At 58.3% G+C, this 19,592-nt stretch carries 20 protein-coding genes; 14 read left to right on the forward strand and 6 right to left on the reverse strand.

The features are described from left to right. Positions 1-27: 27 nt before the first annotated feature. Positions 28-834, reverse strand: a complete 807-nt coding sequence (locus tag C7436_RS15825) for a cytochrome C assembly family protein (protein WP_014420738.1) — start codon at positions 832-834, stop codon at positions 28-30. Positions 835-995: 161 nt separating this feature from the next. Between C7436_RS15825 and ffh the strand changes: the two genes are divergently transcribed. The 13 genes from ffh (at position 996) to ung (ending at position 14,409) form a co-directional block, all read left to right on the forward strand. Next, a complete protein-coding gene (gene ffh / locus C7436_RS15830; RefSeq protein WP_014420740.1) occupies positions 996-2,381 on the forward strand; it encodes a signal recognition particle protein in 1,386 nt (461 codons plus the stop codon). Positions 2,382-2,546: 165 nt separating this feature from the next. Beyond that, the gene (rpsP, locus tag C7436_RS15835) at positions 2,547-2,786 is read left to right on the forward strand and encodes a 30S ribosomal protein S16 (protein ID WP_011785745.1); all 240 of its coding nucleotides are present in this window, start codon (positions 2,547-2,549) and stop codon (positions 2,784-2,786) included. Between the two features lie 30 nt (positions 2,787-2,816). Then, positions 2,817-3,344, forward strand: coding sequence for a ribosome maturation factor RimM (gene rimM, locus C7436_RS15840; RefSeq protein WP_011785744.1), 528 nt, complete (start codon positions 2,817-2,819; stop codon positions 3,342-3,344). A gap of 3 nt (positions 3,345-3,347) precedes the next feature. After that, on the forward strand, positions 3,348-4,106 hold the full coding sequence (gene trmD, locus C7436_RS15845; RefSeq protein ID WP_121208419.1) for a tRNA (guanosine(37)-N1)-methyltransferase TrmD: 759 nt from the start codon (positions 3,348-3,350) through the stop codon (positions 4,104-4,106). Between the two features lie 25 nt (positions 4,107-4,131). Beyond that, on the forward strand, positions 4,132-4,488 hold the full coding sequence (gene rplS, locus C7436_RS15850) for a 50S ribosomal protein L19 (RefSeq protein WP_011785742.1): 357 nt from the start codon (positions 4,132-4,134) through the stop codon (positions 4,486-4,488). A gap of 97 nt (positions 4,489-4,585) precedes the next feature. Beyond that, positions 4,586-5,491 carry a site-specific tyrosine recombinase XerD gene (xerD, locus tag C7436_RS15855; RefSeq protein ID WP_121208420.1) on the forward strand — a complete coding sequence of 302 codons (906 nt, stop codon included), beginning with the start codon at positions 4,586-4,588 and terminating at the stop codon, positions 5,489-5,491. Between the two features lie 83 nt (positions 5,492-5,574). Continuing rightward, positions 5,575-6,309, forward strand: coding sequence for a DsbC family protein (locus C7436_RS15860; protein ID WP_121208421.1), 735 nt, complete (start codon positions 5,575-5,577; stop codon positions 6,307-6,309). Positions 6,310-6,449: 140 nt separating this feature from the next. After that, positions 6,450-7,751 (forward strand): homoserine dehydrogenase, encoded by a 1,302-nt coding sequence (locus tag C7436_RS15865; protein WP_014420744.1) that lies wholly within the window; start codon positions 6,450-6,452, stop codon positions 7,749-7,751. Between the two features lie 11 nt (positions 7,752-7,762). Continuing rightward, positions 7,763-9,163, forward strand: coding sequence for a threonine synthase (thrC, locus tag C7436_RS15870; RefSeq protein ID WP_121208422.1), 1,401 nt, complete (start codon positions 7,763-7,765; stop codon positions 9,161-9,163). A 6-nt stretch (positions 9,164-9,169) separates the two neighbouring features. After that, positions 9,170-10,903, forward strand: a complete 1,734-nt coding sequence (gene recJ / locus C7436_RS15875; RefSeq protein ID WP_121208423.1) for a single-stranded-DNA-specific exonuclease RecJ — start codon at positions 9,170-9,172, stop codon at positions 10,901-10,903. 86 nt (positions 10,904-10,989) lie between these two features. After that, positions 10,990-12,085 (forward strand): peptide chain release factor 2 gene (gene prfB / locus C7436_RS15880; RefSeq protein ID WP_113879872.1). Its coding sequence is split into 2 segments (ribosomal slippage): positions 10,990-11,061 and positions 11,063-12,085, totalling 1,095 coding nucleotides; the frame shifts between segments, so codons are not numbered across the junction. Positions 12,086-12,137: 52 nt separating this feature from the next. After that, positions 12,138-13,673, forward strand: a complete 1,536-nt coding sequence (gene lysS, locus C7436_RS15885; RefSeq protein ID WP_121208424.1) for a lysine--tRNA ligase — start codon at positions 12,138-12,140, stop codon at positions 13,671-13,673. Positions 13,674-13,677: 4 nt separating this feature from the next. After that, the gene (gene ung, locus C7436_RS15890; RefSeq protein WP_121208425.1) at positions 13,678-14,409 is read left to right on the forward strand and encodes a uracil-DNA glycosylase; all 732 of its coding nucleotides are present in this window, start codon (positions 13,678-13,680) and stop codon (positions 14,407-14,409) included. Positions 14,410-14,451: 42 nt separating this feature from the next. Here the strand turns inward: ung and C7436_RS15895 are convergent, their stop codons facing one another. From C7436_RS15895 to nadB, 5 genes are all read right to left on the reverse strand, one after another. Beyond that, a complete protein-coding gene (locus C7436_RS15895) occupies positions 14,452-15,285 on the reverse strand; it encodes an HDOD domain-containing protein (RefSeq protein ID WP_011785733.1) in 834 nt (277 codons plus the stop codon). A gap of 100 nt (positions 15,286-15,385) precedes the next feature. Continuing rightward, positions 15,386-16,366, reverse strand: coding sequence for a CAF17-like 4Fe-4S cluster assembly/insertion protein YgfZ (gene ygfZ, locus C7436_RS15900; protein WP_023008841.1), 981 nt, complete (start codon positions 16,364-16,366; stop codon positions 15,386-15,388). A 26-nt stretch (positions 16,367-16,392) separates the two neighbouring features. Continuing rightward, the gene (locus C7436_RS15905) at positions 16,393-16,854 is read right to left on the reverse strand and encodes a hypothetical protein (RefSeq protein ID WP_121208426.1); all 462 of its coding nucleotides are present in this window, start codon (positions 16,852-16,854) and stop codon (positions 16,393-16,395) included. Next, on the reverse strand, positions 16,838-17,110 hold the full coding sequence (locus tag C7436_RS15910; protein WP_011785730.1) for an FAD assembly factor SdhE: 273 nt from the start codon (positions 17,108-17,110) through the stop codon (positions 16,838-16,840). Before C7436_RS15910 ends, C7436_RS15905 begins: the two co-directional genes overlap by 17 nt. A gap of 38 nt (positions 17,111-17,148) precedes the next feature. Further along, positions 17,149-18,756 (reverse strand): L-aspartate oxidase, encoded by a 1,608-nt coding sequence (nadB, locus tag C7436_RS15915; protein ID WP_211329881.1) that lies wholly within the window; start codon positions 18,754-18,756, stop codon positions 17,149-17,151. A 208-nt stretch (positions 18,757-18,964) separates the two neighbouring features. On the opposite strand from nadB, the gene rpoE reads away from it, so the two are divergent. Continuing rightward, on the forward strand, positions 18,965-19,582 hold the full coding sequence (gene rpoE, locus C7436_RS15920) for an RNA polymerase sigma factor RpoE (RefSeq protein ID WP_011785728.1): 618 nt from the start codon (positions 18,965-18,967) through the stop codon (positions 19,580-19,582). Positions 19,583-19,592: the final 10 nt, after the last annotated feature.

Genomic DNA, 19,592 nt, shown 5'->3' on the forward strand with positions numbered 1-19,592 from the left:
GGTTAGGTCAGTAAGGGGGGTCGGGTCTCAGACGCCCCGGTGGAAAACCAGCTCGAGAACAAACTTGCTGCCGTAGAAGGCCAGCATCAGCAGTGCGCAGCCTGCCAGTGTCCAGCGACTGGCGGTGATGCCGCGCCAGCCTTTGGTGTAGCGGCCTACCAACAGTCCGACAAAAACCAGCAGGGACAGCAGGGAAAAAATGGTTTTGTGGGCCAGATCCTGAGCAAAAAGGTCTTCAATGAAAACAGCGCCAGTGACAATGGCGAGTACCAGCAGCACAACGCCCGCCCAGACCATTTCAAACAACAATGACTCCATGGTTTGCAGCGGTGGCAGGTTCCTTACCAGCAAGCTGTTGTAGTTGCGCTTGAGCTGCCGGTTCTGTACGTACAGTAAAACCGCCTGTATGGCTGCCAGGGTAAACAGGCTGTATGCCGTGACTGACAGGGCAATGTGAGACAGCATGCCGTAGCTTTCTTCGGACACCAGACGAGACGGTGTGTGGGTAATCAGCGCCATGACAATGGTCAGTGCTGCAATCGGATAGGCCGCAATGAACAGGCTTTGTACGGGTTTGCTCAGATTTAGTCCCAGAAGCAGAAAGACAATGAGCCAGGAGATCAGAACGGAGCTCTTGAAGAAACTGAAGTCGAAGCCGCCGTCCAGGTGTACGGTCTGGGCAATGAGCAGGCCATGGCCGATCAGGGCAAGCACGCCAATCAGTGTCGTAACCGCCAGGTTACTGTGGACCTTGCCACGTAAATGGAGGGCCTGAAGCGCGGTTCCAACGCTATAGAGGAAAAGTGCGGTAACCGCGAGAATCAGCGTTCCCATGACATCCTTAATCGTGTTGCCTGATGAAGTGAAATCGGCGCGGAGTTGTTCAGAGGCTCCGTAGTCTGGGTATAATGTCGTGATTATGCAACAGGAATCAAGCAGGCCGACCTGGCTTCTTGATCTGTGTGAACAAATTCTCCGGGGTACGGAAGAGCAACATGTTTGAGAATCTCCAGGACCGGCTATCCGGTAGCTTGCGCAAGATCTCGGGCCAGGCGCGCCTGACTGACGACAATATCAAGGACACGCTCCGTGAAGTGAGGATGGCCCTGCTGGAGGCTGATGTCGCCCTGCCGGTGGTCAAGGCCTTTATTGAAGGGGTTCGTGAGCGTGCGATCGGCCAGGAAGTTCAGCGGAGCCTGACCCCGGGCCAGGTCTTCGTTAAGGTTGTCCAGCAGGAGTTGGAACGGGTCATGGGGGAGGGCAATGAATCCCTGAACCTCGCCACGCGTCCGCCCGCGGTCATTATGATGGCGGGCCTCCAGGGTGCGGGTAAAACCACCACGGTGGCCAAGCTGTCCCGTTTCCTGAAAGAGCGTGAGAAAAAGTCCGTGCTGGTGGTCAGTGCCGATATTTATCGGCCGGCGGCCATCCGTCAGCTGGAAACGCTTGCCGGTGAAGTGGGCGTTGAATTCTTCCCCAGCACCACCGAGCAGGATCCGGTGGATATTGCCAATGGTGCCATCGAGGCTGCCCGCCGCAAGCACATTGATGTGGTTATCCTGGATACCGCGGGTCGTCTGCACGTGGATGAGCAGATGATGGGTGAAATCGGTCGCCTGCATAAGGCGGTGAATCCGGTTGAAACCCTGTTTGTGGTTGATGCCATGACTGGCCAGGACGCGGCCAATACCGCCAAGGCATTTAACGACGCGTTACCGCTGACCGGCGTGGTGCTGACCAAGACCGACGGCGATGCCCGTGGCGGTGCGGCGTTGTCCGTGCGTCACATCACCGGCAAGCCCATCAAGTTCCTGGGTATTGGTGAAAAGTCAGACGCTCTGGAGCCTTTCTATCCTGATCGTGTTGCCTCCCGCATCCTTGGCATGGGGGATGTGCTCTCCCTGATTGAGGAAGCTGAGCGCAAGCTGGACCGGAAGAAAGCCGAGAAGCTCACCAAGAAGATCAAGAAAGGTAAAGGTTTTGATCTGGAAGACTTTCGCGACCAGCTCCAGCAAATGAAGAATATGGGCGGTATCGGCGGGCTGTTGGACAAGTTGCCGGGCATGGGGCAGATGGCCCAGATGGCGCAGGCTCAGGTTAACGACAAGTCGGTTGGTCAGATGGAAGCCATTATCTGCTCCATGACGCCAAAAGAGCGCCGCTATCCGGACGTTATCAATAACTCTCGCAAGCGTCGGATTGCCGCCGGTTCCGGCACCCAGATCCAGGACGTGAACCGTCTGCTCAAGCAGCACAAGCAGATGCAGAAGATGATGAAAAAGTTTGGCAAGAAGGGCGGGGTGGCTAACCTGATGCGCGGTATGGGTGGTATGATGCCGCCCGGCGGCGGTGGTGGCATGCCTCCATTTGGCCGTATGTAAAAAGCCTTACATATAAAATGGGGAAACCGGTGGTTTCCCTGTTTTCATTGGCGCTTTTTTCGCATAGAATAGCGCCCCTTTCGAGTATGGGTCTTCCCGTCAGCCGTGAAACGGTGTGTCGGGAATCGTACAAAGTTCGTACAACAGAACAGGATATTGGTCGAAATGGTAACAATCCGTTTGGCTCGTGGCGGCTCCAAGAAGCGCCCGTTCTACCATCTGACAGTCACTGACAGCCGTAACTCCCGTGACGGCCGTTTCATTGAGCGTGTTGGTTTCTTCAACCCGATTGCCCGTGGTCAGGAAGAGCGTCTGCGTGTTAATCGTGAGCGCGTTGATTTCTGGCTGGGCCAGGGTGCACAGGCCAGTGAGCGTGTTGCTCAGCTGCTGAAGGCTGCTCAGTAATAGCATTGTTGGTACCGGGGTTGTAAAGGCATGACGCAGAATTCGCAGGAAACTGTGATCGGCCGGATCACCTCGGTGTTCGGGGTAAAGGGTTGGCTTAAGGTCTTCTCTTACACAGACCCGAAAGACGGAATACTGAACTACCGTGACTGGACTCTGCTCCTGGACGGCAAGCGTATTCCGATCAGGCTTGAGGAAGGTCGCCGCCAGGGGCAGGGGATCGTCGTCAGGCTTAAAGGTATTGATGATCGTGAAGTAGCCCGCACATATTGCGGAGCGGAGATCCGGGTTCCCACCGAGCAACTGCCGGAACTGCCCGAAGGGGAGTTCTACTGGCATCAGCTGGAAGGTCTGGATGTCTTCACGGTAGAAGGTGAGTGCCTGGGTAAGGTGCATCACCTTCTGGAGACAGGCTCCAATGATGTCCTGGTGGTGCACGCTACGGCGGGCTCTATTGACCAGCGCGAGCGTCTGATTCCCTATCTGCCGGATCAAGTGGTTCAGCAGGTGGATCTCAAAGGCTCTCGCATGGTGGTTGACTGGGATCCGGAGTTCTGACGGGTGTGGATTGGCGCAGTCAGTCTGTTCCCGGATATGTTTTCTGCGGTGACGGATTACGGGATTACCGGGAGGGCATTGCGTGAAGGTCTGTTGACCTTTCAGAGCTGGAATCCTCGGGATTACACCCACGATCGTCATCGCACGGTGGATGACCGGCCTTATGGTGGTGGCCCGGGGATGCTGATGAAAATTCAGCCTCTGCGGGACGCAATCCAGGCGGCCAGGGCATCGGCACCCGGCAAGGCCTGTGTGGTCTATCTTTCGCCGCAGGGTGAAAGGCTGGATCAGTCGGTGGTGGAGTCACTCGCCGCCGAGCAGCAGCTGATTCTCGTTGCCGGTCGTTATGAAGGTGTGGATGAGCGCCTGATTGCGGCAGAGGTCGACCGGGAGGTATCCCTTGGGGATTTCGTTCTCTCGGGTGGCGAGCTGGCAGCGATGGCTGTAATTGATGCGGTAACACGCCTCATCCCCGGAGCGCTGGGTCATGCGCAGTCGGCAGAGCAGGATTCCTTTGCCGACGGATTGCTGGATTGTCCGCACTACACCCGGCCCGAGGTTTACGAAGGTCAGGCGGTGCCGGAAGTTCTGTTGGGCGGTCACCATGAACAGATCCGGCGTTGGCGATTGAAAGAATCGTTGAGGCGAACCAGTGAGCGGCGCCCCGACCTGCTGGAAAAGCGGGAACTTACGGAAGAAGAGCGTCAGTTGCTGGAAGAAATTTTGAACGAACCGGGTGCCTCTGAGTCATCAGGGCATTGAAAGATTGGGTATCAGGAGCATTACGATGAGCGGCAAGAACAACATCATCAGTCAACTTGAAGCAGAACAGATGACCAAGGAAATCCCCGCGTTCGCGCCGGGCGATACCGTGGTTGTACAGGTTCGCGTAACTGAAGGTAACCGTGAGCGTCTGCAGGCGTTTGAAGGCGTGGTTATCGGCAAGCGTAACCGTGGCATGAACTCTTCCTTCACCGTTCGTAAGATCTCTTACGGCGTGGGCGTTGAGCGTACTTTCCAGACCTACTCCAAGCTGATCGACAGCGTCAGTGTGAAGCGTCGTGGTGACGTGCGTCAGGCCAAGCTTTACTACCTGCGCGACCTGTCTGGTAAGGCAGCTCGTATCAAGGAAAAGCTTAACTGATTCAGATTCGTCTGTTCAGTACCAAAAAAGCAGCCTCAAGGGGCTGCTTTTTTTATGGTTTAATGCCTGCGATGACTCCGGAATCGAAGAGGGTGCTGTGCCAAGGCCAGAAGATGAGCAGTTGATAGAGCGTTTCAGTGATGCGGTCTGGCTTGAGGATGGCCTTGGCGAGAAAACCCGGCAGGCCTATGCCAGTGATCTGTACCGTTTGTCCGGGTGGCTGGAGCAGCAAGCTGGGGCGCCAACCCTGCGCAGCGCACGACGCACAGACCTTTTGGCCTGGATGTCCCGGGGCTTGTCCGACGGCCTGAAAACCAGCACGGCGGCCCGCCGTCTGTCTGGCGTAAGGCGCTTTTATCGTTTTCTGTTGCGTGAAGGCATTATTGCCGAAGACCCAACGTTGCGGATTGACAGCCCTAGGTTGCCCCGGCGCTTGCCGGATACCCTGACCGAGGCCGACGTGGAGTCGCTGCTGACTGAGCCGGACCCGGAGCAGCCAGTAGAATTGCGGGATCGGGCCATGCTGGAGATTCTCTATGGCTGCGGACTTCGGGTTTCGGAGTTGACGGGGCTGACGGTGGACCAGGTCAACCTGAGGCAGGGCGTGGTTCGCATTCAGGGCAAGGGCGGCAAGGAGCGTTTGGTGCCGCTGGGTGAGGAAGCTGTGGACTGGTTATTGCAGTATATGCGGCAGGCCCGGGGCGAGCTGCTGCGAGGCAAAACCAGTGATGCCCTGTTTCCGGGTAATCGTGGCACCGCCATGACCCGGCAGGCCTTCTGGTATCGAATCCGGCATTATGCGATTCGCTGCGGAATCACCAAGCACCTTTCTCCTCATACGCTCAGGCATGCATTTGCCACCCATTTGCTCAATCACGGGGCGGATCTTCGGGTGGTGCAGATGCTGTTGGGGCATTCAGATCTGTCGACCACCCAGATCTACACCCATGTTGCGCGGCAAAGATTGCAGGATCTTCATCAGGCCCATCACCCCAGGGGTTGACTGCGGCCGCTCCGGAGGCTGAACTAATCCGATTTTCCGGTGTCGCAGACACCACACAAACCGACAGAGGTAGTTTCAAGCTCATGAACATCAAATCAGTAGCAGTGTCCGTTGGACTGGCGCTGACCCTGGTCGGGGCGCCAGCCTCCCAGGCAGGCGAAGCCGAAGACCGCATTGCCCAGCGGCTGACCGAGGCGGTTCCCGGTCTCAAGGTAAACTCTGTTCGCGAATCTGAGGCAAAAGGGTTGTACGAAGTTCAGAGCAACAACGGCGACACCATCTACACCACGGAAGACGGCACCTATCTGCTGACGGGCGATCTGCTGAAAATCACCGAAAACGGCATTGCCAACGTTACTGAAGAATCCCGTGCGGGTTCCCGTAAGGACCTGATGGCGGATTATGGTGGCAAGGGCGTGATTTCGTATCCGGCCAAGGGTAAAGAGAAGGCGGTCGTTAATGTGTTTACCGATATCGATTGCCCCTATTGCCGGAAGTTGCACGATGAAGTGCCCCAGTTGAATGAGTACGGTATTACCGTCAATTACTACGCGTTTCCCCGTTCCGGGCCAGGTACGGCCTCCTTCAATAAATATATCTCGGTCTGGTGCGCTGACGATCAGCAGGCCGCTATGGATGCCGCCAAGGCCGGGCGTTCGGTAGAGCAGAAGAGTTGTGAGAACCCGGTGGCAGAGCAGTATCGTCTCGGCGGTCAGGTTGGGGTGACCGGCACGCCGGCTATTTTGCTGGAAGACGGCAATATGGTTCGGGGTTATGTGCCGGCCCGAAATCTGGCCGAGGGTCTCGGTATTCTGTGAACCTGTCGGTGTTCGTCGCCAGTCGTCATCTTTGTTGAAAGCGTGACCGATTCAGGGCTTATTCAGCCGGCCCTGAATCGGTATACTATGCCCCCTTATTGCAATCCATCAGCACCCCCATCGGGATCAGAGGTGAGAGCTTGAAAGACGTCAATGTCGGAATTTGCGGACTGGGAACCGTAGGCGGCGGTACATTCAATGTCCTGACTCGCAACGCCGAGATTATTGCGGGTCGTGCCGGCTGCAACATCCGGATTGCCCGGGTGGCGAGCCGCCATAGCCGCGATGACCTTGATCTGGGCAATGTCCCGTTCAGTACCGACATTTATGACGTGGTGAACGATCCTTCGATTGATATCGTGGTGGAGCTGATTGGTGGCTACGATGCGGCCAAAGAGCTGGTGCTGGCGGCCATTGCCAACGGCAAGCATGTGGTGACTGCCAACAAGGCCCTGATTGCCGTGCACGGTAATGAGATTTTTGACGCAGCGGAGAAGGCCGGCGTTGTGGTTGCCTACGAAGCCGGCGTTGCCGGCGGCATTCCGGTAATCAAGTCTGTGCGTGAGGGCCTGGCCGCCAACCGCATTGACACCATTGCCGGCATTATCAATGGCACCGGCAATTACATTCTCACCGAAATGCGCGCGGGCCGGGAATTTGGTGAAGTCCTCAAAGAAGCGCAGGCGCTGGGCTACGCGGAAGCGGACCCGACGTTCGATGTGGAAGGTATTGATGCCGCTCACAAACTGACCATCCTGGCGGCGTCCGGGTTCGGCGTTCCCCTTCAGTTTGAGAAAGGTTTTACCGAGGGCATTTCCGGTATTACTCCATATGATATTTCCCACGCAGAGTTGCTGGGGTACCGGGTGAAGCACCTGGGCATCGCCCGTCGTCGTGAAGATGGTATTGAACTGCGGGTGCATCCGACGCTGGTGCCACAGAGTCATCTGATTGCTCAGGTTGATGGCGTTCTTAACGCAGTCCTGGTGGATGGCGATGCTGTTGGCCAGACCATGTATTACGGTCCTGGTGCCGGGGATGAGGCTACAGCATCTGCGGTCATCGCAGACATCGTGGACGTCGCCCGTGCGGTGGCCAGCAACAGCCAGCAGCGCATTCCCTACCTCGGATTTACGCCGGACGCCCTGGAAGACCTGCCGGTGCTGCCAATGGAAGATGTCCAGTCGGCTTACTACCTGCGAATCCAGGCCTTTGACCATCCGGGTGTGTTGGCCAAGATTGCTGCGATTCTGAGTGAGCACGGCATCAACATCGAGTCGATCATGCAGAAAGAATCCGAATTCAAGGATGGCCGGATTCCGGTCATCATCCTGACCCACACGGTTCAGGAGCGCCAGATGAACCTGGCCATTGACGAGATGGAATCCCTCGCCGACATCGATGGCAAGGTTGTCCGTATTCGCGCAGAAAACTTTAACTGACAGGTACGCACGTGAGATACATCAGTACACGGGGCGAAGCTCCCGCACTGGGCTTTGAAGACGTTCTTCTGACCGGACTGGCCACCGATGGTGGCCTCTATGTGCCGGAATCGTTGCCGCACTTCAGCCTGGAAGAAATTCGTAGCTGGCGCGGGCTTCCCTATGCGGAGCTGGCCTACAAAGTGATGTATCCGTTCGTAGAGGATGCCATCCCGGCGGACGACTTCCGCAAGATGCTGGATGAAACCTACAGCGTGTTCAGTCATCAGGCGGTCGCGCCGCTGGTGCAGCTGGACACCAACGAGTGGGTGATGGAACTGTTCCGCGGCCCCACGCTGGCGTTCAAGGACTTCGCCCTGCAGCTGCTGGGCCGCCTGCTGGACTACGTTCTCGAGAAGCGTAATCAGCACGTTGTGATCATGGGGGCCACCTCCGGTGATACCGGCTCTGCCGCTATCGAAGGCTGTCGCCGTTGCGAGCATGTGGATATCTTTATCCTGCACCCGCACCAGCGGGTGTCGGAAGTACAGCGTCGGCAGATGACCACGGTGCAGGGTGACAACATCCATAACATCGCAGTCAAAGGCAATTTCGACGACTGCCAGCGCATGGTGAAGGAGAGCTTCGGCAACCAGTCCTTCCTGGGCGGTAAAACCCAGCTGGCGGCGGTGAATTCCATTAACTGGGCCCGGATCATGGCCCAGATTGTCTACTACTTCCAGGCATCCCTGGCCCTGGGTGGTCCGGACCGCAGCATGGCGTTCTCTGTGCCCACAGGCAACTTTGGTGACATTTTTGCCGGCTACCTGGCCAAGAAGATGGGTCTGCCCATCAGCCAACTGGTGATTGCCACCAACCGTAACGATATCCTGCATCGCTTCATGAGCGGCAACAAGTATGAGCAGCACCAGCTGGAGCATACCCTGTCGCCGAGCATGGACATCATGGTATCCAGCAACTTCGAACGCCTGCTGTTTGATCTGCACGGCCGTGACGGAGCGGCGGTCAAAACCTTGCTGGAAAATGCAGCCAAGGGCCCGGTCAGCATTGAAGACTACCGCTGGAAGCACGCCCGCAAGCTGTTCGACAGCGATGCGGTGGACGACAAGACCACCTGCGACACCATTCGTGACGTCTACGAGCAGAACGAATACCTGCTGGACCCACACACTGCCATTGGCGTTCGCGCTGCCCGCAACTGCCGCCGCGACTCTGCCGTGCCCATGATCACACTGGGTACCGCGCACCCGGCCAAGTTCCCGGATGCCATCGCCGAAACCGGCCTGAGCGTCAAGCCGCAACTGCCGGCCCATATGGCCGACCTGTTCGAGCGGGAAGAGCGTTACACCGTGCTGGATAACGATGTGTCCGAGGTGCAGGGCTTTATCGCCAAGCATTGGAAGAACGCCTGATCCGGCATGACTCCTAAAAAGATCCTGCGTCGCCCCCAGCCGTCCGATGTGACGGGCTGGGGGCAAAATCTGCCTCCCATCCTTCGCCGTCTGTACGCCGCCCGCGGTGTGCAATCCGACGACCAGCTCCAGTACACCCTGAAACACCTGGCTTCGCCCATGCAGCTGCGTGGTATTGATCGCGCAGTTGAACTGCTGGCAGAGGCCATCGTGCAGAAGCAGCGGGTGATGGTGCTGGGGGACTTCGACGCCGATGGCGCCACCAGTACCTCGGTGGCCATGCTGGGTTTGTCTATGCTCGGCGTGGCCGCTATCGATTTCCGGGTGCCCAGCCGATTCTCTGATGGCTACGGCCTGACACCCGGCATCATCCACCGGTTGCAGGAAGAGGGGGATTTGCCGGACCTCCTGGTGACCGTCGATAACGGCATCTCCGCCATCGAAGGCGTGCGTGCTGCCCGGGAGTTGGGCATCAAAGTGGTTATCACCGACCACCACCTGGCCGGAGAAGAGCTGCCAGATGCCGATGCCATTGTGAACCCCAATCAACCCGGTTGCCCGTTCCTGAGCAAAAATGCGGCCGGAGTGGGCGTGATGTTCTACGTGCTCACGGCGCTGCGTAAGTACCTGCGAGACAACAACCTGCTGCCGGACCCGGAGCCGAATCTGGGCAGCCTGCTGGACCTGGTGGCCTTGGGTACCGTGGCCGACGTGGTGCCGCTGGACCATAACAACCGCATCTTTGTGGAGCAGGGCATCCGCCGCATCCGCAAAGGCGAAGCCCGACCGGGCATCCTGGCCCTGCTGGAAGTAGCCGGCCGCGACTACACCGAAATCAGCGCCACCGATCTGGGCTTTGTGGTTGGCCCACGCCTGAACGCTGCCGGCAGGCTGGACGACATGAGTATCGGCATCGCCTGCCTGCTCGCCGACAGTCGCGACGAAGCGCTGCGTCTGGCCCGGGAACTGGACAACTTCAACCGCGAACGCCGCACCATTGAAAAAGACATGAAAGCCCAGGCCCAGGACCTGTTGGCCTCCATGTCCCTCGATATTGACGGCCTGCCCTGGGGGCTGGCCCTGTTCGACCAGGACTGGCACCAGGGCGTGATCGGCATCCTGGCCGCCAGAATCCGCGAACAGACCCATCGCCCCACCATTGCTTTTGCACCCGACGACGACGGCGAACACCTGAAAGGCTCTGCCCGATCCATCCCCGGCCTGCATATTCGAGATGCCCTGGCTGTGGTCGATGCGAAGAATCCGGGCCTGATGAAAAAATACGGCGGCCACGCCATGGCCGCCGGCATGACCATTGCCCGGGACGACCTCGAACGGTTCAGCAACGCCTTCGACCAGGCCGTGCGCGATACCCTGAAACCGGAAGACCTGGAAGCCGCCATCACCACTGACGGCCCCCTGGCCCCGGAAGAGCTGAACCTGGACACCGCCTACCTGCTCAAACGCGCCGGCCCCTGGGGGCAGCATTTCCCGGAGCCGGTGTTTGATGGCGAATTCCGGGTAGTGAGCCAGCGAATTGTCGGCGAGAACCACCTGAAACTGGTGCTGCAGCCGGTTGAAGGCGGGGGCATTATTGATGGCATTGCCTTCAACACCGGGCCGGAAGTGCCGGACTTTACCCGGAGTGGCGCGCGGGTGGTTTATAAGCCGGATGCCAATACGTTCCGGGGACGGACCAATTTGCAGCTTCTGGTGGATTACCTGGAACCTTTAGGCTGATTAGGCTTGCTGATTTAACCCGCAAATTCCGGTAGAATCCGCCCTCTGTTTTTATCGCACCATTTTCCAAAGCGAGACAAGGTTTCATGGAAATTAATCCCATAGTGACGAAGATCAAAGAGCTTCGCGAGCGCACTGAAGCGCTGAGGGGGTATCTTTGACTACGATCAGCGAAGTGAACGCCTGACCGAAGTCGAACGCGAACTCGAACAACCCACCGTCTGGGACGATCCCGAGCGGGCCCAGGCATTGGGCAAAGAGCGCTCAGACCTTGAACTGATCGTTAAAACCATCGACAACCTCACCAACGGCCTGGCCGATGCAGAAAGCCTGCTCGACATGGCTGTGGAAGAGGACGACGAAGGCACCGTCCAGGAAATCGAAGCCGATCTCGAAAACCTTGATAAAGAACTCGAGAAGCTCGAATTCCGCCGCATGTTCTCCGGCGAAATGGACGCCAACAACGCCTACCTGGATATCCAGGCCGGCTCCGGCGGTACTGAAGCCCAGGACTGGGGCAACATGCTGTTGCGTATGTACCTGCGCTGGGCCGAGCGTCGTGGCTTCAAGGCCGAAATCGTTGAACTGCAGGAAGGTGAAGTGGCCGGCATCAAGAGTGCCACCATCCACATCCAGGGCGACTACGCCTACGGCTGGCTACGCACAGAAACCGGCGTACACCGCCTGGTGAGGAAATCCCCGTTTGATTCCGGCAACCGTCGCCATACCTCTTTCTCTTCCGTGTTTGTATCACCGGAAGTGGACGACAGCTTCGAAATCGAGATCAACCCGGCGGATCTGCGGGTCGATGTGTATCGCGCTTCCGGCGCCGGTGGTCAGCACGTTAACCGGACCGAATCCGCAGTGCGACTGACCCACAACCCCACGGGCATCGTGGTGGCCTGTCAGGCCGGCCGAAGCCAGCACCAGAACAAAGACCAGGCCATGAAGCAGCTCAAGGCCAAGCTCTTTGAACTGGAAATGCAGAAGCGTAACGAAGAGAAACAGAAAGCCGAAGACTCCAAGTCTGACATCGGCTGGGGTAGCCAGATCCGTTCCTACGTGCTGGACGACAGCCGTATCAAAGACCTGCGCACCAAGGTGGAAACCAGCAACACCCAGTCGGTGTTGGATGGTGACATCGACAAGTTTATTGAAGCCAGTCTGAAGATGGCGCTGTAGACGGCGCCATCCAAACCAAACCGGACCATTCCGACTTCTTTAGTGAGCCAAGATGACTGAACAGACCCAGAACGCCGCACAGCATGAGGATAACAAGCTGATTGCCGAGCGCCGCGCCAAACTGGCTGCGCTGCGCGAGCAGGGCAATCCGTTCCCGAATGACTTCCGTCGCGATGCCACCGCCGCCGAACTGCAGGCGAAGTACGGTGATAAATCCAAGGAAGAGCTGGAAGGTCTGGGCATCAAGGTGGCCATTGCCGGCCGCATGATGCTCGACCGCAAGGCGTTCAAGGTGGTCCAGGACATGACCGGCCGCATCCAGATCTATGCCTCCAAGGACGTCCAGAAAGACACCAAGCACTGGGATATGGGCGACATCGTGGGCGTGCGTGGCACCCTGTCGAAATCCGGCAAGGGCGACCTGTATGTGACCATGGACGAATACGTACTGCTGACCAAGTCACTACGCCCGCTACCGGAGAAGCACAAGGGGCTGACCGACACCGAAGCCCGCTATCGGCACCGGTACGTGGACCTGATGGTGAACGAGGACAGCCGCCGCGTGTTCCATGCCCGGTCGAAGATCATCAACGCCATGCGCCAGTACTTCGCCGAGCGTGATTTCATGGAGGTGGAAACCCCCATGCTGCAGGTTATTCCGGGTGGCGCCACCGCCCGTCCGTTCGTGACCCATCACAACGCTCTGGGCATCGACATGTATCTGCGCATTGCTCCGGAACTGTTCCTCAAGCGCCTGGTGGTCGGCGGCTTTGAACGTGTGTTCGAAATCAACCGAAACTTCCGCAACGAAGGCCTGTCTACCCGGCACAACCCCGAGTTTACCATGGTCGAGTTCTACCAGGCCTACGCCGATTACAACGACCTGATGGACCTGACCGAAGACATGCTGCGTACCATCACCCAGAAGGTGCTGGGTACCACCACTGTAATCAACACACGGGTACTGAAAGACGGTAGCGAAGAGACCATCGAATACGATTTCGGCAAGCCGTTCGAGCGCCTCACTGTGGTCGACGCCATCCTGCGCTACAACCCGGACATCACCCGTGAGCAACTGGCTGACGACGCACAGGCTCGAGAAGTGGCCAAGAACCTGGGTATCCACGTGAAAGACATCTGGGGCCTGGGCAAGGTGCAGATCGAAATTTTCGAAGCCACCGCCGAGCATCGCCTCGCCCAGCCGACGTTCATCACCGAGTACCCGAAAGAAGTGTCGCCTCTGGCCCGCTGCAAAGACAGCGATCCGTTTGTGACCGAGCGCTTTGAGTTCTTCGTGGGCGGTCGGGAGATTGCCAATGGCTTCTCTGAGCTTAACGATGCCGAAGACCAGGCCGAACGCTTCCAGGCCCAGGTGGCTGAGAAAGACGCCGGCGACGACGAAGCCATGTTCTACGATGACGACTATGTCATGGCCCTCGAATACGGTTTGCCGCCGACCGCTGGTGAAGGTATCGGCATCGACCGCCTGGCCATGCTGCTGACCAACTCGCCATCCATCCGAGACGTCATCCTGTTCCCGGCCATGCGCCCGGAACACAAGGCCGAACAGAAACCGGAAAGCGAGTAAGCCCATGCACCCTGCCGAGGCACTGGCTCAACAACTGAAGCCCGGCCGCGGCTGGGACCAGTGGCTGGTGGACGAGTTCCGCCAGCCCTACATGCGGCAACTGGCCGAATTCCTCGCCTCCGAGGAACAGGCCGGCAAGGTTCTGTATCCCCCCAGCACCCACTGCTTCAATGCCCTCAACAGCACACCGCTGGCGAACGTAAACGTAGTGATTCTTGGCCAGGACCCCTACCACGGCCCCGGCCAGGCCCATGGTTTGTGCTTTTCCGTGCGCCCTCAGGTTCCGCCACCACCGTCCCTGGTTAATATCTTCAAGGAAATCGAAACCGACCTGGGCATTGCGCCACCGGATCACGGCTGCCTGCAGCCCTGGGCAGAGCAGGGCGTGCTGCTACTCAACAGTGTCCTCACGGTCGAGCAGAGCAATGCCGGCGCCCATCAAGGCAAGGGGTGGGAGAGGTTTACCGACAAGGTGATCGAAGTCATCAACCGGGAGCGCGACAACGTGGTCTTCCTGTTGTGGGGCAGCTACGCCAAGAAAAAGGGCCAGCACATTGACCGGAACCGCCACCTGGTTCTGGATGGCCCACACCCGTCACCGCTCAGTGCCTACCGTGGATTCTTTGGTTGCCGGCATTTCTCGAAGGCTAACGAATGGCTGAGGGGGCAGGGCAGGCCCCCCGTTGATTGGGCATTGCCAAGCAAAGCTGCGTTGATTGCCAAATATAAACAGTGACGCACTGAAGGCGGTCGGCAGACTCCCGAAGATAACCGGAACCTATTGAAGCAGCGCCATAGCTGCTTCCATCTGCGCATTCAGATCCTCTTCCTCGCTCATATCGATATTCGGATCCAGTCCCAGCCGATCGAACGCAGAAATCTTCGTCCAGTCCATCTCGTTCCAGGGATGATCACTCCCGGCAACCAGCTGCAGGTTGGCCACCATCACCAGATCGGCATAATCTGCTGCCGGCACCTCACGCTGGAAGTTGGCGTATTCCAGAGGCACATTCTGCAGTTCCTTCGGAAAATCCCATTTTTTCAAAATCATAGAGCCAATACGCGGGTGCAGCTCATCAATCACATTGTCCAGCATGATGCTGCTGATCTGGATATCCTGATCCTCCACATAACGCAGAATCGGCAGAATACCGATCAGGTGCACCAGGCCAGCCAGCGTTGCCTGATCCGCCTTCAGGCGGGTGTAATGTTGCGCCAGAACATGGCACACGCCCGCCACTTCGGTGCTGGTCTGCCAGGTGGCACGCAGGCGCTTGTCGATCATGTCTGACGTGGCCTGGAACATCTGTTCCATCGCCAGCCCCATGGCCAGATTACTGGTGTAAGCCATACCCAGCCGGCTGACCGCCATGTTCAGGTTTTCGATGGCGCGACTGCCGCGAAACAGCGGGCTGTTGCACACCCGGATGATACGCGCCGAGAGCGCCGTATCGTTGCTGATGACCTTCACCAGATCGGCAATGGCAGAGTCTTCGGACTCGGCAATCTCCCGCACCTGAAGCGCTACCTCAGGCAGGGTTGGAAGTACCAGCTTGTCGTTTTCAATGGCAGCCGTCAGGTCAGACTTGATGGTTTCAACAATATTGGCCATGGTCAGTTAGGTTCCACTTGTCTGGAGGCATCCCACGTACGGGGATAAAACCGGTATGTGTTTTAATTTATAGCAAATTTTTCCGGTATTTCCTGTCAACTTATGTATCCGGCTGTTCGGCTTTCTCTCGTTCAGGGACCGGATAGGGTATCGGCCGCACCTCAAGTTGCAGGCCCTCATGACCGTCTACGCCCAGATGCTTGCTGGCCGCGTCATGTCGGATCACCGCCAGCATTTCCCCCTGCTGCTCGCCAGTCAGTACTGAGTTAACCACCTCGCCCACGGCACTGCCATCGGCGATCAGGCGGGTACCGGGTGCCGGGGCGGCATCAGTACCGGAGAAAGCGACCCGGAACAGGCTTTTCTTTAACTGGCCGAGGAAATGCATCCGCGCAATCACTTCCTGTCCGGTGTAACAGCCTTTCTTGAAGTGAATGCCTTGCAGATGCTGAAGGTTGAGCATCTGGGGAACATAGGCTTCCCGGGTTGCCTCGGTCAGCCAGGGTACGCCGGCGCTGATCTCCGAGGCCTGCCAGGTCGGCATGGAAAGTTCGGAGGTGGGCGGCAACGAAGGCTGGGCATCGGTTTGCCAGAGTTCGAAGCGAGCGAGGTGGTTGCTGTCATCTTCGACACGAATCAGGTACCCGTTATCGGTACTTAACACCTGACCGGGGCGGGTCAGTTCGTCTGTGGCCGCGCCGGCAACCTGTCGGGCGGTCTCGATCCCCAGCAGACCGGTGATCCGGCCTGCGTCAAGAACGGCAAGCGATGTGCCCCGGAACAGCATCAGGTACTTGTTCAGGTGCTGAACGGTGTCTTCTGCGGTCTCCCGCTCGAGGCTGAGCAGCAAGTCTTCGCCATCCCGGACCAGTCGGGTAATGCAGTAGGCCCTGCCCTTCGGGGTGCAGGCTGCTGCCCTGAGCGACTGTCCGGCAGTGACTTCGTCCACACTCTGGCTGAACTGGCCCTGGACAAACTTGTCGGTACCCGGCCCGCTGATTCTGGCCAGAACCCGGTCGGTCAGATGAGCCCAACCCTCGTAAGTGGGATTGGCTGGCGTTTCGGTATTGGCGTTGGTCATCGAAAACTCCGGATGGAATCGGGGGTTCACCGTGAAATAGCTGCTGGCCCTGCAAGGAGCCACATGCGCAGCCGACGGAATGCCTGTTCGGAAACATTGCCACGACATAGCCGGGATGGACTGAGCAGGATCGCGGTCATGGTGTCTGATCTGGTGACAACGGACTCTACTTTCAAGATCAGAAAGAATGCACCGAGCGAGCTGCAGCCGCAAACTCGGGCGGTAACTTCCTGGCCATTGGCCAGCTGGCATCGAAGATGCCGGTCGTCAGTGGTCAGGCTGATAATGGCATTGGCTCCACGGAGCCGGCCACAACGCCGGAAGTCCTGCCAGCCCAGAAGCAGGGAAGCCGGTAACAACACCAGTGCCAGCGGGGTGATGGACAGGCCGATTGCCAGTAGTACAGCAGACAGCGCCAGCCAGGGCAGGCTGGCGCAAATACCCGCGGCCCTGGAGGGCGACAGGTTCAGTTCAATCGGGTTGGACACGGTTCAGGATCATGTCAACGATGTGACGAAGATCCGGGTCCTCCGGCTTGCTGCGCTGCATGAACCACTCGAACATGTCCGTATCCTCGCAACTTAACAGCTTGCGGTAACGGGCCTGGTCTTCCGCTGAAAGATCCCGGTATACCTCTTCAAGGAACGGGAGCAGCAGAACGTCCAGTTCCAGCATGCCGCGGCGGCTGTGCCACCACAGGCGATGAAATTCGGTGTGATCCTGAGAAGTATTGGTTTCGGACATAACGGATTCTGCCTTTGGAAACGGAGTAAGGCCCGGTCTCAGGGAGACAGGGTGCGGTAAGTCGTCGGCACCAGCACGGTATCCTGGGCGTCATTCAGCAGGCCCGGATAATCCAGTGTGTAATGCAGGCCACGGCTTTCCTTGCGTTGCAGTGCCGAGCAGATGATGAGGTCGGAGACTGTGACCAGGTTGCGCAGTTCGATCAGGTCATTGGAGACCCGGTAGTTACTGTAAAACTCGCCGATTTCACGGGACAGCAGGTCAACCCGGTGTTTCGCCCGCTGCAGGCGTTTGGTGGTTCGGACGATGCCGACATAGTCCCACATAAAGTGCCGAAGTTCGTCCCAGTTATGGGAGATGATGACGTCTTCGTCGGAGTCCCGCACCTGGCTTTCGTCCCAGTCCGGGGCTGACGGTGGTGGTGGAATGTCAGCCTCCCTGCGGGTGATGTCCTGAGCCGCGGCCCGGCCATAGACCAGACATTCCAGCAACGAGTTGCTGGCCATGCGGTTGGCGCCGTGCAGGCCGGTGAAGGCGGCTTCGCCAACGACATAGAGTTGGTTGATGTCGGTACGCGCCCGTTCATCACTGACAATTCCGCCGCAGGTATAATGGGCAGCAGGCACCACGGGAATCGGTTCGCGGGTAATGTCGATCCCGAAGCTCAGGCACTTTTCGTAAATGGTCGGGAAGTGCTGTTTGATGAAGTCGGCCGGCTTATGGCTGATATCCAGGAACAGGTGGTCTGCGCCCAGGCGCTTCATCTCATGGTCAATGGCCCTGGCAACAATGTCCCGGGGAGCCAGTTCCGCCCGTTCATCAAACCGGTCCATGAACCGACTGCCGTCCGGCAGCCGGAGCACGCCACCTTCGCCCCGAACCGCCTCGGTAATCAGGAAGGACTTGGCGTGCGGGTGGTACAGGCAGGTGGGGTGGAACTGATTGAACTCCATGTTGGCAACACGGCAACCGGCTCGCCAGGCCATGGCAATTCCATCTCCGGAAGCGCCGTCCGGATTGGTCGTGTAGCGATACGCCTTGGAGGCGCCGCCGGTGGCGATGACGGTGAACCTGGCTCGAAACAGTTCCACATGATTGTCTTCGAGATTCAGGATGTAGGCGCCGACGCAGCGGTTGCCGGGAAGCGCAAGCTTGCGGTTGGTAATCAGGTCCACAGCCACCCGGCCGGCTTTCAGGTGAATATTCGGCCTGGCCTGGGCCTGGCTCGCCAGGGTGGTGGAAACCGCGTGGCCGGTGGCATCGGCGGCGTGGATAATCCGGCGATGGCTATGGCCGCCTTCGCGGGTGAGGTGGTAGTCCTCGCCATCGTCCTGCCTGGTGAACTTCACGCCGGAGTCGATCAGCCACTTGATGCTTTCCTTGCTGTGTTCCACGGTAAAGCGGACCGCATCCTCGTGGCACAGACCGCCGCCCGCGTTGAGGGTGTCCTGTATGTGATTCTCCACGGAATCGGTATCGTCCAGAACCGCAGCGATGCCTCCCTGGGCCCAGAGGGTGGCGCCAGAGCTGATATCGGCTTTGCTGATGACGCAAACCCGCAAGTGCTCCGGAAGATTCAGCGCAACGGTAAGGCCGGCAGCGCCGCTGCCGATGATCAGAACATCGTATTCGTAGGACTGTGGCATTGAGTCGTGGTCGCGGGCCATAATGTGGACGTGTATTGAACTAAACTTTACGCTTGCTGTCTATTTGGGCTAACGGATAACCCTGTCAGCCGGGTGCGGTCTGCATCAAGGGTTAGTGAACGAACGCTGGAACAGCCCAATGACACAAGCCACTCGTATCGAGGCCAGACCACTGGCTCCCAAAACAGGACTTTCTGTTGCTTCGTCCATGACGCCTGAAAATGACTGGAAACCCGGTGAGCAGTCCGACAGCCAGACGGATCTGCAGTTGGTTCGCAAGGTCCGGAACGGAGATCGTGCGGCCTTCGATCTGCTGGTGGTGAAATACCAGTCCAGGGTCGCGTCTATTATCAGCCGCTATGTCTACGACAGCCAGGAAGTCATGGATCTGACTCAGGAAACCTTTGTCAAAGCCTTCCGCGCGATTGATCGCTTTCGCGGCGACAGCGCGTTTTACACCTGGTTGTACCGGATTGCCGTAAACACCGCCAAGAATTTCCTTGAGGCCCGCGGCAGGCGGCCCCAGGGATCGGCGGATGTCACCGATGCGGAAAACTTTGATGATGGCGGCCGACTGCGTGACCCGGCCTCGCCGGAGCGGTTGCTGCAGAGGGAGCAGTTGCAGAAAGCTCTTGCGGAAGCCATTGCCAGCCTGCCGGAGGAACTGCGGTCGGCGTTCCTGCTCAGGGAATACGATGGCCTGAGTTATGAAGATATTGCCCGGATACTGGAGTGCCCCATAGGTACCGTGCGCTCAAGAATTTTCCGGGCGCGGGACTCGGTGGATCGCCACCTTGGCCCGCTTCTTGATCAGTCAGTAACGTGAATGAGGTTGC

The sequence above is a fragment of the Marinobacter nauticus genome (genome assembly GCF_003634635.1).
GTDB classification, from domain to species: domain Bacteria; phylum Pseudomonadota; class Gammaproteobacteria; order Pseudomonadales; family Oleiphilaceae; genus Marinobacter; species Marinobacter nauticus.

Coding starts and splice junctions, on each gene's coding strand:
- C7436_RS15825 (WP_014420738.1), bottom strand. CDS start 834: ATGGGAACGCTGATTCTCGCGGTTACCGCACTTTTCCTCTATAGCGTT.
- ffh (WP_014420740.1), top strand. CDS start 996: ATGTTTGAGAATCTCCAGGACCGGCTATCCGGTAGCTTGCGCAAGATC.
- rpsP (WP_011785745.1), top strand. CDS start 2,547: ATGGTAACAATCCGTTTGGCTCGTGGCGGCTCCAAGAAGCGCCCGTTC.
- rimM (WP_011785744.1), top strand. CDS start 2,817: ATGACGCAGAATTCGCAGGAAACTGTGATCGGCCGGATCACCTCGGTG.
- rplS (WP_011785742.1), top strand. CDS start 4,132: ATGAGCGGCAAGAACAACATCATCAGTCAACTTGAAGCAGAACAGATG.
- C7436_RS15860 (WP_121208421.1), top strand. CDS start 5,575: ATGAACATCAAATCAGTAGCAGTGTCCGTTGGACTGGCGCTGACCCTG.
- recJ (WP_121208423.1), top strand. CDS start 9,170: ATGACTCCTAAAAAGATCCTGCGTCGCCCCCAGCCGTCCGATGTGACG.
- lysS (WP_121208424.1), top strand. CDS start 12,138: ATGACTGAACAGACCCAGAACGCCGCACAGCATGAGGATAACAAGCTG.
- ung (WP_121208425.1), top strand. CDS start 13,678: ATGCACCCTGCCGAGGCACTGGCTCAACAACTGAAGCCCGGCCGCGGC.
- C7436_RS15895 (WP_011785733.1), bottom strand. CDS start 15,285: ATGGCCAATATTGTTGAAACCATCAAGTCTGACCTGACGGCTGCCATT.
- ygfZ (WP_023008841.1), bottom strand. CDS start 16,366: ATGACCAACGCCAATACCGAAACGCCAGCCAATCCCACTTACGAGGGT.
- C7436_RS15910 (WP_011785730.1), bottom strand. CDS start 17,110: ATGTCCGAAACCAATACTTCTCAGGATCACACCGAATTTCATCGCCTG.
- nadB (WP_211329881.1), bottom strand. CDS start 18,756: ATGCCACAGTCCTACGAATACGATGTTCTGATCATCGGCAGCGGCGCT.
- rpoE (WP_011785728.1), top strand. CDS start 18,965: ATGACGCCTGAAAATGACTGGAAACCCGGTGAGCAGTCCGACAGCCAG.